This window comes from Nocardia araoensis NBRC 100135 (assembly GCF_000308435.1).
Taxonomy (GTDB): Bacteria; Actinomycetota; Actinomycetes; order Mycobacteriales; family Mycobacteriaceae; genus Nocardia; species Nocardia araoensis.
The window spans coordinates 50,436-62,700 of record NZ_BAFR01000094.1 but is presented as its reverse complement, the minus strand read 5'-3'; the positions used below and the strand labels follow the sequence as shown (position 1 = coordinate 62,700).

Below are 12,265 nucleotides of genomic sequence, written 5' to 3'. Positions count from 1 at the left end.
GGTCGCCAGCAGGAAGGCAGGGATACGCAGCCCCTCGGCGGGCCATGCGTGCACACCCTGCCTGCCTTCGCCGAAGTACGCCAGCAGTTCGGCGAGCTGCGCGTCGAAGTCTTCCGCGTCGCGTTTGTCGTGCCCGAGCGCACGCCGCACGCCGTCGGTGAAGCCGACCGAGCGTCCCAAGCCCATGTCGATGCGTCCCGGGTACAGCGATTCCAGCACGCCGAACTGCTCGGCGACCACCAGCGGTTGGTGGTTGGGCAACATCACCCCGCCCGTGCCGATCCGGATCCGCGCGGTCGCCGCCGCCGCGGCGGCCGCGAGCACGGTCGGCGCCGAGCCCGCCACGCCGGGCACACTGTGGTGTTCGGACACCCAGAACCGGTGATAGCCCCACCGCTCGGCGAGCCGGGCGAACTCGACGGTCTCGCGCAACGCGGCCGGATGGCTCTGACCGCGGCGGACGCGCGAGCGATCGAGGACGGAGAACCGGACAGTGGACAGCACCGAGGTCATATCGATGTCAACGCGAGCGCGCCGCGCTGATTCCGCCGGTTCACGACGGCGGCAGCCCCAGCGCCTGCGCGAGCGCCCGCCACGCCTTCGGCAGTTGCGCCTGGAAGTCCGGCCAGGTGTGCATGCCGTCCGCGGTGTACTCCAGAGTGGCGGGGATGTTCAGCTCGGACAGGCGGCCGGCGAACCGCTCGGTGCAGGCCCTGGCACCCGCTTCCAGCGCCGCACCGCCGCCCGCGGTGCGCAACGCTTCCGCGACCGACGGGGAGTTCGCGACCGACACCAGATCGGCTCCGGTGGGCAGCCCGGTGGCCGCCGAGAGGTAGATGGCGGTGCCGCGCAGCTTCTCCGCATGCAGCAGGCTGTCGTGCGCGGCCCATTCCGGTGAGGTCGGCGGGCCCCAGAGATTGTTCACGTTGCCGCCGCGCGAGGCGACGGTGATGGTGGTCACCGCGTGACCGAGCGGGTCGGCGGTGGAGTAGCAGCCGCTCATCCCGGCGACGGCGCGATACCAGCCCGGATAGCGCTGGGCGAGCATCATCGCCGCCTGGGCGCCCATCGACACCCCCGCGATGGCGCGGCGACCGTCGCTGCGCAGCAGCGACTCCACGATCGGGGGAAGCTCGGTGGTCAGGAACGTCTCCCAGCGGTTGAGTCCCAGCGCGGCGTCCTGCCGGATCCAGTCGCTGTACATGCTGCCGGTGCCGCCGCCGGGAAGCACCACGTCCACCGGCTTGCCCGCGAAGTATTCGGCGGCTCCACCCTTGGTCAGCCAAGCCGACGTGGCGTCGCCGTCGACGCCGTCGAGCAGATACAGCACCGGACGCGGCGCCTCGCCGCTGCCGCGCAGGATGTCGACGGTGATGACCCGGCGCATCGCCGACGAGGCGATCGAGAGCCGTTCGTGCCCTCCGCCCAAGTCCTCGATCGAGAGCAGCCCGGTGCGGGTCATGGCCGGGTCGACCGCGGGCGGCGGGGTCTGCGGCACCGGATCGGCGAGCACGGGCGCAGCGGTGGCGGTGGCGATGAGGGCCATCGCCACCGCGGTGATCGGCACGCGTAGAGTCATCCGGCCGCGGCGGCCCGTTCCGCTTGTCTGGCCGCCGCGCGCTCACGCTGCTCCTCGAACCGCCGCGCCCGGATCTCCAGGTCTTCGAGGTAAGCGTCCAATTCCTCGCGGGCGCGTTCGCCGTCGCCGGTCAGATCGTCGCGTTCGAAGACGCGCCACGCGCGCAGCACCGGACGCACCACCACATCCAGATGCTGACGCAAGTCGTAGATGCCGTGCTTGGCCAGCAGCACCGCGTTGCGCCGGAAATTCGGCTGGGTCACCCCGGGCATCTGGAAACGGGTGACCACGCTGGTGATGGCGCGCAGCGCTTCGTTCGGCACCAGGTCGATGGCCGCGGCGCTGATGTTCCGGTAGAAGATCATGTGCAGATTCTCGTCGGCGGCAACACGTTGCAGCATACGCTCGGCGATCGGTTCCTCGCAGGCCGCTCCGGTGTTGCGGTGACTGATCCTGGTCGCGAGCTCCTGCAGTGTGACGTAGGCCACCGAACGCAGGAACTGCTGCTCTTTGTCGGGTTTACCGAAGCCGGTGGTCATATGCGCCATCCGCGCCTGCTCCAGCAGTACCGGATCGACCGCGCGGGTCACGACCAGATAATCGCGCATAACGATGGCGTGGCGGTTCTCCTCCGCGGTCCACCGGCCCACCCAGGTGCCCCACGCACTGTCCAGCGAGAACGCCTCCGAGATCTCCCGGTGATACGAGGGCAGATTGTCCTCGGTGAGCAGATTGGTGATCATCGCGGTCTGCGCCACCTCGGAAAGCGCGGATTGGCCGGGCTCCCAATCGATTCCGCCGAGTGCGGCGAAATTGCGCCCGTCGTCCCACGGCACGTAATCGTGCGGATTCCAGGACTTGGCCTTGCGCAGATGATCATCGAGCAGGCGTTCTGCGGTGGGCTCCAGCTCGCGCAGAATATCGCGATCGGACAACGCGGTGGTCACTCGAACTCCTTTGCTCACCCTCGAAATCAGGGCACAGTCGACGATAGCGGCGGAAAATCAGGCCGAACGACCGATCACGTGATCGTTGGGTGAGGTGACGATGGCCATATGACCCGGCTGGGGCAGTTCACAACCCGGGGTCTCGCCCGCGTCGGGCACCCGGTACAGCCCCGGCGGCCTGCTGGCCGCCCGCAGCCGGTCCAGCATGTCGTGCGCGCGACCGGCCAGTTCCGGGATGCGCGCGGTGCGTCCGGCGGCCACCGCCGCGGTCAGCGGGACCTCGGCGGCCTCGCCGACGATGGCGAGCACGTCCTCGGTCAGGGTGAACGTTCCGGTGCGGGCCGGCACGTCGTCGAGCGGCACCAGCACCGTGCCGCCCGCGGCGGACAACACCGACAACGCCCGTGAGCCGAGCGGATCCGCCAGTGCGGCCTGCACCCGGCGGAGCTTGCGCCGGGCCGCGTCCGGGCCCGTCGCGGGTCTTCGCTCGTCCGGATGCGCCGGGATGCCCAGCGCGACGACCTGATACGACCGCGCGATCGGAATGCCGGTGGCCCTGGCGAGCTCACCGACCGCGTGCCCGCCCAGCAGCGCGGAGACCAGCGTCTGAGCCGCGGTCTGATGTTCCCGCGCGACCGCGCGGTGCTCGTCGACGTAAGCGGTCGACGCCGCCACCGTCACCATCTCCAGCACGTGGACCGCCAGCCGCGCACCCGCGAGAAAATGATCGGTTCGCTCGTCGGCGACCTCGTCGGCGAGGAATTCCAATCCGCTGCGGATTTCGTCGTGATATGCGCCGAGCACCGTTTCCAGTGCGATACCCTCCCGCGCCCAGCGCGAGGCGAAACCGGCGATCTCCGGCGGCCGGGCCACCGCGGGCGCCGGACGCGGAGCCAGCAGTTCGACGGCGGCCGCCAGGCAATTCCGCGCGGTCGTCGCCACATCGCCGGACGCGTCGCGGCCGGAACGTCCGGCCAGGTGTGCGACGAGTTTCGATGTCAACATCTCGGTACTCGTTCTCGGCTGGCTGCCCATCATGCCTCCCGAAGGTTAGCGTCGGATCGTGATGGAATCGAGATATGTTCCGCCGAATCGGGTAAGTCATCAGCGGCCGCCCGACCCGTTGGGCGCAATCACAAGCTTTCGATGGAATTCGCGGGGACCGTACCGCACGGATAGAAGCACTGCGACACTGCGGTTTTCGGTTCCGGCCCCGCGCCGTCACGGACGCGCCGATTTTCCGGAGTGTGTGACGCAGCGCCGTCCGCGCATTTCCGGCGCTGCGTCGAGATCACCCTAGATCCGTCGGCATCGCCCTGAGTAGTCCCCGCCCGCGCCCTGGGGACGGTTCATCGACACCCACGGCCACGATTGGGACCTCGCACAGTCCGTGTCGTCGCGGTGGCCGGGGCCGCGGCGTGCTATGAACCGGGGGATCGAGAGGCAAACCTGTGAGCTGTTCCATCAGATCTTCCGAACCGCTGTGCAGCAGATCGCACCGCCGATAGCATCGAGCGCCGCGCTGCCGTACGGCGTCGCGACGAGTTTCGAAGGGCGACAACACATATGAGCGGTACGCGAGAGAAGCTGGACGAACTGCGCGGGATCCTGGAGCTGGCCGAGGAACCCGCGGGCGAAATCGGCATCGCGAAGCGCAAGTCCAAGGGCATTCCCAGCGCGCGGGAGCGCGTGCGCGCGCTGCTGGACCCGGGAAGTTTCGTGGAGATCGGCGCGCTGGTGCGCCAGCCGGGCACGCCAGGAGCCATGTACGGCGACGGCGTGGTCACCGGTCGCGGCCGGATCGACGGCAGGCCCGTCGTGGTGATCGCGCACGATCAGACCGTCTTCGGCGGCTCGGTCGGCGAGATGTTCGGCCGCAAAGTCGCCGCGGCACTGGATTTCGCCACCAAGAATGCCTGCCCGGTCGTCGCGATCAACGACTCCGGCGGCGCCCGCATCCAGGACGCGGTGACCTCCCTGGCCTGGTACGCGCTGATGAGCCGCCGCCAGGAACGGCTGTCGGGCTTCGTGCCGCAAGTGTCGATCATGTTGGGCAAATGCGCCGCCGGATCGGTCTACGCGCCGGTGAACACCGACATCCTGATCGCGACCGAGAAGTCGTACATGTTCGTCACCGGCCCCGAGGTGATCAAAGAGGTCACCGGCGAGGAGGTGACCATGGAGGAGCTGGGCGGCGCGCAGGCGCAGGCGGCCACCGGCACCGTCCACCACGTCGCCGCCACCGAACAGGATGCTTTCGACTGGGCCAGAACCTATCTGAGCTATCTGCCGACGAGTTGCCTGGAGCCGGGCCCGGTCGTCAATCCGGGATTGGAGCCGCAGATCACGCCGCACGATCTGGAACTGGACTCGATCGTTCCCGATTCCGATCGGCAGGGCTACGACATGCACGAGATCTTGCTGCGCCTGTTCGACGACGGCGCCTTCCACGAGATCAGCGCGGCCACCGCGCAGAACCTGATCACCGGCTTCGCCCGCGTCGACGGGCGCAGCGTCGGGGTGATCGCCAACCAGCCGTTGGTGCTCGGCGGCGCGATCGATGCCAAATGCTCGGACAAGGCGACGCATTTCATCCGGTTGTGCAACGTCTTCGGCCTGCCGCTGATCTTCGTCGTGGACACACCCGGCGTGCTGCCCGGTGTGGAGGAGGAGCGCAGCGGGGTGATCAAGCGCGGCGGACGGTTCTTCCGCGCGGTGATCGAGGCGACCGTCCCGATCGTGACCGTCGTGGTCCGCAAGGCCTACGGCGGCGGCTACGCCGTGATGGGCTGCAAACAGCTGGGCGCCGACGTCAGCCTGGCCTGGCCGACCGCGCGCATCGCCGTGATGGGTGCGGAGAGCGCGGTGAGCATCGTCGGCAAGCGGCAGCTCGCCCAGGTGGACCCGGAGCAGCGCGCGGCGCTGCGCGAGGCCATGATCGAGCAGTACAACACGACGGTCGCCACACCGTGGATCGCCGCCGAGCGCGGTTACATCGACGCGGTGATCGAGCCCTCGCGCACCAGGCTGGAGATCCGGCGGGCGCTGCGCCTGCTGCGCGAGAAAGAGGCGAGCGCCGAACCCAACCCGCGCAAGCACAGCCTCTTCCCGGTCTGAGCCGGTGCGTGGACCCGGTTATGTTGTGTCACAACGTAACCGGGTCTACGTGGTGGGATCTCCGGCGATCCGCGCCGAATCGGGCGGTGCGGCAGGCCGATGCCTTAATCTCAGGAGCGGTGCCGGGCCCGCTTCGTTCGCCGCGTTGCGGCCCGGCACGCGACGTGCCCGCTGCGCCTGTTCCCTACCCTCGCCCGGCGGGCACGCCGCACCAAGGCTCAGCCGTGTCCCCAGGTGAGGTCGGCCGTCATCCATTCGGTCTCCCACCTGCGCAGCCGCCGCCGATCGAGGCCGCGGCGCAGCAGCAGGTAGCTGCCGACGAGCACGATCCAGACACCGAACACCGCACCGGCGGTCAGCATCACCGCTTTGCTCGCAGGCTGGGTCGACGACGGCGGCTCGACGATCGCGCCGCGCTCGTTCAGCCAGATCGGCACGGTGGAACCCGGCTCGACCACGGTGGTCGACTGATAGTCGCCGGTGTGGGCCACGCCGTCGGCGTCCTTCCAGGACACGCGCGCAGGCACCACCGGTGCGTACAGCGGCGTCTTGCCGGTTTCGATCACGGTGGCGTCGACCCGATGCAGCCGTGCCGTCTCGGCTTGCACCGCGGCCGTCTCGACGCGGTACACCCGGCCGCCGACGGTCACCGCCAGTACGGGCACGACGATCAGGAACACCAGGGCCAGCAGCACCGCCACCCCGGTCTGCACACGGTCTTCTCTTCGGCGCAGCGGATTTCGATCCAGGCCGACGCGTCGGCACGTCCGGCGGTACATGTTCACCGACCCGGTAGACATGACGGTGACTCCTCGTTGCGAATTTCGGCGGTGAGGGTGACGAGGGTGTCGAAGAACTCCTCGACGAGGCCGGGCAGGCCCATCGGATCGGGTCCCGCCGCCCAGCTCTGCAGCGCCGCGAGCAGCATGCCCGCACCGGCGCCGACGGCGACGGCCGGACGCGGATCGGCCTGCGGATCCACGCCCAGCCGCGCCGCGATGATCCGGACCGATTCGCGTTGCCCCTCGATGCGGATGCGCTGATAGCCGGCGAACAGTTCGGGTTCGTCCTCGAATCGCTGGAACAGCGCCCAACGGCGGGCGAGCAGGGACGCACGGGCCCCGCCGTACTCGGTGGCGAGCCAGTCGTGGACGGCGCCGCGGTAGGCGATCAGGGGCGGCTCGGAAAGCGGACGACGGCACAGGGCTTCGTTGAACAGGTGCACATCCTGGTCGACATCGCCGAGAATCGCCTCTTCGATGGACGCGAAGTGCCTGCTGAACGTGCGCCGGGTGACCCCGGCGCGCAGCGCGATGTCCTCGACGGCCACCGCGTCGAGCCCCCGCTCGGTGAGCAGGTCGAACGCCGCGCGCGACAGCGCCTCGCGGCTGCGCCGAGTGCGCAGCCGACGGCCGTCCAGACCGACACCGTCGTCGCTCATGCCTCCGAGCATATCCGTATTGTCCCAATGGGACAATACTTCGCTCTTCCCCGCCATGCGCATCACCTCGCAGGAAAGATGCCCGATTCGGGCGCGCTGAATCGCGCGCCGCACCGGCGAGGAGGGCAGTCCGCCGCCCGGTCAGCTCGTGGGGCGGTCCATCGGTTGGTCGACCGTCGGCGGGACGCCGTCGCGCAAGATCCGCAGCAGCTGGCGGGAGTGCTCCGGCGACGGGGCCAGCAGCGAAAGTTGGTTCAGCACCGTGTAGTACACGTCCAGATCGGCGATCTTGTCCAGATACAGCGCGCTGGTCAGCTGCTGGAGGTAGACGATGTCGGGCAGATCCGACTCGGCGAAGCGCAAGACGGTGAACGCGCCGTCGGTGAGCGCCGGACCGCCCACATGATCGGCCAGGATCTGGATGGTGATGTTCGGCTGCGCCGCCGCGTGCAGCACGCGGTCCAGCTGGGCGCGCCAGACCGTCGAGCCGCCGATCCTGCGGCGCAGCGCGGCTTCCTCGATCAGCATCCACACCTGCGGCGGGTTCGGATCGGTGAGGATCTCCTGTCTGCGCATGCGCAGTGCGACCCGCCGTTCGATCGCGTCCTCCGGCTCGCCCGGGTGCGACAGCGTGAGCAGCGCGCGGGCGTACTCCGGGGTCTGCAGCAATTCCGGGACCGCTCGCGGTTCGTAGCAGCGGATCCGGCAGGCCGCCTGTTCCAAACCGAGATAGGTGTCGAACCATTTCGGCAGCCAGTCGTTGTCCCGTGCCCACCAGCCCGACGCATTGGCCTGCCTGGCCAGCTCCAGGTATCGGTCCCGTTCCGCCGGGTCGGTCACCTCGTAGAGATCGAGCAGGTCGACCAGATCGCGTTCCCGGCAGCCGGTGCGCCCGAGCTCCAGCCTGCTGATCTTCGAATGCGACCCGCGAATGGCCTCACCCGCCGCTTCACGGGTGATATTCCGCGCCTCGCGCAGGCGACGCAGCCGGCCACCGAGGACCATCCGCAGGACCGTCGGCCCGCCTCCGGCCACCGGCTGGGCGCCCGGCCTTGCCGAATCGGACGCCTGTCGTACGTTCGAAGGACGCATCCCCCGAGTCTGCCATGTTGACCCAGTCGTTATCTACGGCCGAAAGTCCCTGTACCGCCGCACATTCGTGGGTTCCACCGGGTCCGGTACCGCCGCCGAACGGTCAGGCCGGGCCGGACGGCAGCTCGACGATCTGCGGCTCGCGCTCGCGCAACGCCGCGATGAGAGCGCGGGTGTACTCGGGGGGCGCCGCGTGCACCGACAGCAGGTTCGCCACCGCGCGATAGGCCGCGAGATCGGCGTCCTTGTCCAGATACAGCGCGCCGGTGAGCTGCTGGAGATACACGATGTCCGGCAGGTCGGACTCGGCGAAGCGCAGCATGGTGAAGGCGCCGTCGGACACCGCGGGGCCGCCGACGTGATCGGCGAGCACCTGCACGGTGATGTTGGGCGCGTCCGCGACCCGCAACAGGTGGTCGAGCTGCGCCAGCCACACCTGCGATCCCCCGATCCTGCGCCGCAGCGCCGCCTCCTCGACGATCAGCCACATCTGGGGCGGGTCCGGCCTGGTCAGGATTTCCTGGCGGCGCATACGCAGAGCCACGCGCCGCTCGATCGACTCCTCGTCCTCGTGCGGATGCGCGAGCACGAACAGCGCGCGGGCGTACTCGGGGGTCTGCAGCAGCTCCGGGACGACCCGCGGCTCGTAGCAGCGGATCAGCTGCGCGGCATGTTCCAGCCCGAGATAGGTGTCGAACCACTTCGGCAGCCAGTCGGCGTCGTGATGCCACCATCCCGAGGTGTTCGCCTGCTTGGCCAGCCGCTTGAACTCCGCGCACTCCTCCTCGTCGGTGACGCCGTACAGTGCGAGCAGGTCCACCAGATCCCGCTCCCGGAAACCGGTACGCCCCAATTCCAAGCGGCTGATCTTCGAGTGCGAGCCGCGGATCGCCTCGCCCGCTTCCTCGAGCGAGATGCCGCGCGCCTCACGCAGCCGCCGCATCCGCCCGCCGAGGATCATCCGTAGGGCGGTAGGGCCGCCCTCCGCGGCGGGAGCCGTTCCACGAGCGATGGATTCGTTCTGAGGCCGCACTACCGAAGCACGCATGTACCGAGTCTCGCATGTGCGGTGCCCGCACTCCAGCACCGAACCCCCCGAAAAGCCGCGTATGCGCAGGTGCAAGCACATCCGCAAGATCATTTCCCGATCGCCGGGGCGCCCGCTGTTCGCTGGACGATCGCGTGCCGCCGCGATCCGGCCTGCTCGCCCACCGGACCGTGGGTACGACAGCGCCGCCGAGCAGGGCGCAGGTCGCGAGAGATGGGTCGATACCGAAAAGCGCTGCGCCGGAGATGTTCCACCGCAAGCCCGCCGAAGCGGGGACCGCGGAGCCCGCTGTCACCGGAATCAGGTGACAGCGGGCCGCTCGGTTCAGCGCAGCACTACGTCCGCCGTCGCGCGACCGAACAGCTTGCGATCCCCACACGTCGCGGTCAAGGCGATGGTGGCCGCGCGGCGCTGCGGATCCAATTGCTTTACGCGACCGCGGAATTCGATCGCGCTCGCTTTGGTCGCCGGGACCGGGGCGAACCCGGCGAACCGCACCCCGTACCGCGTGACGGCGGCCGGATCACCGAGCCACGAGGTGAGATACCCCGCGCCGACGCCCATGGTCAGCAGTCCGTGCGACACCACGTCGGGCAGCCCGGCGCTGCGCGCGACCACGTCGCTGAAGTGGATGGGATTCGAATCACCCGACACACCGGCGTAATTCACCAGATCGCCGCGCGACAGCAGCACCGTTCGCGGAGCGAGTTCCATACCGACGGCCAGGTCCTCGAAGGCGGGGATGGTTCGCGGCGTGCGCGGCTCGTCGGGTTCGTCCGCTTGCACCACCTCATCGAAGCTCTCGACCAGGCCGCCGTCGTCATCGGGCTTGCGACCCGCCGCCGCGTCCGCGCGGTCGGCGGCCGACTGCCCGGTCATGATCACACCGTCGACCGCCGCGCGCAGGTCGGCGGCGAGGTCGACCCCGGTCTGCGCCACCGCCGTGGTGTGCGCGGTCTGCAGCACTTCCTTGTGCTGGTTGCTCAGCACGTTCCTGGTGACCATGAAGTCCTTGTCACCGAACTGCCGGAACGACTCGATGTAGGAATCGCACCGCACCTCGTCGCCCGCGACGATCGGCCGGTGCACCCGGATCGACTGCTCCGTCTGCAGCACCTGGCCGAGGTCGTAGCCGCTGAGCACGGACTCGAACATCTTGCGCTGCATCAACATGAGGACGATCGAGGAGAACGTCATCGGTGCGACGAGCCCGTCGAAGCCGAGTTCCGCCGCGGCGTCTTCGTAGCGGTGGGCGGGATGGCCGTCCTGCAACGCTCGCGCGAACTCCCGGATCTTCTCGCGCCCCACCTCGTACGGGTCGGTCAGACGGTAGTGCCGCCCCACCAGCGCCTTGGCTTGCTCGGACGCGGTGGTCGTGATGTCGTTCATGTGCCTCTCTCGAAAAATCGCCGTCCCCCCGACCGGAACGGCCCACCGTACCGAAGCCGCGACGACGCCGCAGGAGCGCCGTCGCCAGATCTGGGCATACGAACCGACGGGCCGAAGGGGAACACTTCTTGATCGCGATCGCGGGTGCACCGCGTTACCGGATTCCCCCGGCGCCGTCACCCGATCAGCATTCGTCGGGCGCCTGGACTCCCCGCAGCCGGTCGTCGAGCCAGATCATGGCCTCCGGATAACCGACCGCACCCGCGATGATGTGCTCGCCGAGCACACTGCGGTACACCGCGGGCACGCCGAGGCGGCACTGCTCCAGGTAGAGATTGCGCGCGCCCTCGGCCGGGATCCAGAACTCCTGCTCACCGTTGTAGACGTACAGCGGCGTCGCCGACCGCATACCGGCCATCTTGGTCACCCGATAGATGTCCGCGGCCAGCGCCGAATGCAGCGGGTCGGGGAAATTCGCGGCGATGTCGATCGGCAGCATCAGCACGCCGATCGCTCCGTAGCTGCTGCCGCACATGTTCTTCACCGGCGAGGTGGCCACCCACTGCGCGAGATTGTTCATCCCGGCCAGGATCTCCGGCCGCTCGCGTCCGATCCCGAACACCGCGCCCATGAAGATCGCCGAGGCGAGGTTGCCGTTCATGCTGCGGGCCAGGATCTCGAAATCGGCGGGCACGCCGCCGAGTGTTGCGCCGACGATCACGTCCGCCAATTCCGGTGCGTAGCCGTCGATCAGCTTCACCGCCCCGTGCGTCGCGATCGCGCCGCCGGAATACCCCGCGAGACCGAACTTCGCGGCGCCGAACTCCTCCGGTAGCAGCCCGCGCACCGCCCGGATCGAGTCGAGCACGGCGTGCCCGGCCACGATGGGCTCGGCATAGGCCATCGAAGGCCCTTCGTGGTCCGGGATCAGCACGGCGTAACCGCGCAGCGCCGCCAGATGGGTCGTGGGCGGTAGGAAGTCGGTGGTGCTGGTGTCGGGGTTGAGCCCGTGCGCGAGGGTGTATCCCGGCGTGCAGGTACGGCCGAGGGCGTCGATGGGCAGGTTGTTCACCACCACCGGCCGCTGCCCCGGCCCCGGCCACGGCGCGGCGGGAATGATCAGCGTCGCCGTGGCGTACGACGGCGCGCCGTGCGCGTCCGTCGTACGGTACTTCACCAGCAGCGCACGCTGGATCGGCAGCAGCAGCAGCGGCGCGGCCGTCGGGCGCACGTCGCGGACCTCGATGACCTGTCCATCGGCCATTTCGTCGAGGTTCGCGGGCAGCAGGTCGAACATCGGGTCGCCGACGGCGGAGGGCAGCGTGGCCGAGCGCAGCGCCGCCAGCGACGGCGACAGCGTGGTCGCCTCGTGCGCAGGCGAAATCGGTTCCGGCAGCGGCGCGATCGGCGGCGGCGGGATCACCTGATCGATGAGTTGTTGCAGCGCGGGCAGCAGCCCGCCGGGCGGCGGGGCGGGCGGCGGCTCTGCGGCGGCGGGGACAGCCAGGACCGAGCCGGCGGCGAGCAATGCCACAGCAATGGCACGCGAAATCTTCATGGCACACGCCTTCGGGTGCGAACGGCAACGTCGTCTGGCACCCGGGCGCACTGGCCTTCGACCCCCGAAATGTCCCCTGTCAGACCGGGAGCCA

The 12,265-nt window shown here is 69.2% G+C and carries 11 protein-coding genes; 1 reads left to right on the top strand and 10 read right to left on the bottom strand.

The genetic code is table 11. The features are described 5' to 3' along the window. From ON21_RS12200 to ON21_RS12185, 4 genes are all read right to left on the bottom strand, one after another. On the bottom strand, positions 1-513 hold a 513-nt coding region (locus tag ON21_RS12200), incomplete at its 3' end, for an MsnO8 family LLM class oxidoreductase (protein WP_039797930.1). Positions 514-553: 40 nt separating this feature from the next. Next, on the bottom strand, positions 554-1,567 hold the full coding sequence (locus ON21_RS12195; RefSeq protein ID WP_245562563.1) for an alpha/beta hydrolase: 1,014 nt from the start codon (positions 1,565-1,567) through the stop codon (positions 554-556). An 8-nt stretch (positions 1,568-1,575) separates the two neighbouring features. Beyond that, entirely contained in the window at positions 1,576-2,526 is a 951-nt protein-coding gene (locus ON21_RS12190) for an acyl-ACP desaturase (RefSeq protein WP_039797928.1), read from the bottom strand. Between the two features lie 57 nt (positions 2,527-2,583). Beyond that, entirely contained in the window at positions 2,584-3,531 is a 948-nt protein-coding gene (locus tag ON21_RS12185) for an RsbRD N-terminal domain-containing protein (RefSeq protein WP_245562562.1), read from the bottom strand. Between the two features lie 561 nt (positions 3,532-4,092). On the opposite strand from ON21_RS12185, the gene ON21_RS12180 reads away from it, so the two are divergent. Continuing rightward, positions 4,093-5,643, top strand: coding sequence for an acyl-CoA carboxylase subunit beta (locus ON21_RS12180; protein WP_039797927.1), 1,551 nt, complete (start codon positions 4,093-4,095; stop codon positions 5,641-5,643). 218 nt (positions 5,644-5,861) lie between these two features. Here the strand turns inward: ON21_RS12180 and ON21_RS12175 are convergent, their stop codons facing one another. The 6 genes from ON21_RS12175 to ON21_RS12150 all read right to left on the bottom strand — a co-directional run bounded on the left by ON21_RS12175 (position 5,862) and on the right by ON21_RS12150 (position 12,171). Next, positions 5,862-6,443 carry an Rv1733c family protein gene (locus ON21_RS12175; protein ID WP_157170806.1) on the bottom strand — a complete coding sequence of 194 codons (582 nt, stop codon included), beginning with the start codon at positions 6,441-6,443 and terminating at the stop codon, positions 5,862-5,864. After that, positions 6,425-7,084 carry a TetR/AcrR family transcriptional regulator gene (locus tag ON21_RS12170; protein ID WP_051020717.1) on the bottom strand — a complete coding sequence of 220 codons (660 nt, stop codon included), beginning with the start codon at positions 7,082-7,084 and terminating at the stop codon, positions 6,425-6,427. The genes ON21_RS12175 and ON21_RS12170 overlap by 19 nt, the downstream gene beginning before the upstream one ends. A 141-nt stretch (positions 7,085-7,225) precedes the next feature. Continuing rightward, positions 7,226-8,176 carry a Sco1979 family transcriptional regulator gene (locus ON21_RS12165; protein WP_245562561.1) on the bottom strand — a complete coding sequence of 317 codons (951 nt, stop codon included), beginning with the start codon at positions 8,174-8,176 and terminating at the stop codon, positions 7,226-7,228. A 103-nt stretch (positions 8,177-8,279) separates the two neighbouring features. Further along, positions 8,280-9,224 (bottom strand): Sco1979 family transcriptional regulator, encoded by a 945-nt coding sequence (locus ON21_RS12160; protein WP_039797945.1) that lies wholly within the window; start codon positions 9,222-9,224, stop codon positions 8,280-8,282. A 324-nt stretch (positions 9,225-9,548) separates the two neighbouring features. Further along, positions 9,549-10,613, bottom strand: coding sequence for a fused (3R)-hydroxyacyl-ACP dehydratase subunits HadA/HadB (locus ON21_RS12155; protein ID WP_039797925.1), 1,065 nt, complete (start codon positions 10,611-10,613; stop codon positions 9,549-9,551). Positions 10,614-10,797: 184 nt separating this feature from the next. After that, positions 10,798-12,171 carry a lipase family protein gene (locus ON21_RS12150; protein WP_039797924.1) on the bottom strand — a complete coding sequence of 458 codons (1,374 nt, stop codon included), beginning with the start codon at positions 12,169-12,171 and terminating at the stop codon, positions 10,798-10,800. Positions 12,172-12,265: the final 94 nt, after the last annotated feature.

Bases quoted from the DNA above. Each gene is read 5' to 3' on its own strand.
- ON21_RS12170 (WP_051020717.1), bottom strand. From the start codon at position 7,084: ATGAGCGACGACGGTGTCGGTCTGGACGGCCGTCGGCTGCGCACTCGG.
- ON21_RS12150 (WP_039797924.1), bottom strand. From the start codon at position 12,171: ATGAAGATTTCGCGTGCCATTGCTGTGGCATTGCTCGCCGCCGGCTCG.
- ON21_RS12175 (WP_157170806.1), bottom strand. From the start codon at position 6,443: ATGTCTACCGGGTCGGTGAACATGTACCGCCGGACGTGCCGACGCGTC.
- ON21_RS12180 (WP_039797927.1), top strand. From the start codon at position 4,093: ATGAGCGGTACGCGAGAGAAGCTGGACGAACTGCGCGGGATCCTGGAG.
- ON21_RS12185 (WP_245562562.1), bottom strand. From the start codon at position 3,531: ATGTTGACATCGAAACTCGTCGCACACCTGGCCGGACGTTCCGGCCGC.
- ON21_RS12160 (WP_039797945.1), bottom strand. From the start codon at position 9,224: ATGCGTGCTTCGGTAGTGCGGCCTCAGAACGAATCCATCGCTCGTGGA.
- ON21_RS12165 (WP_245562561.1), bottom strand. From the start codon at position 8,176: ATGCGTCCTTCGAACGTACGACAGGCGTCCGATTCGGCAAGGCCGGGC.
- ON21_RS12155 (WP_039797925.1), bottom strand. From the start codon at position 10,613: ATGAACGACATCACGACCACCGCGTCCGAGCAAGCCAAGGCGCTGGTG.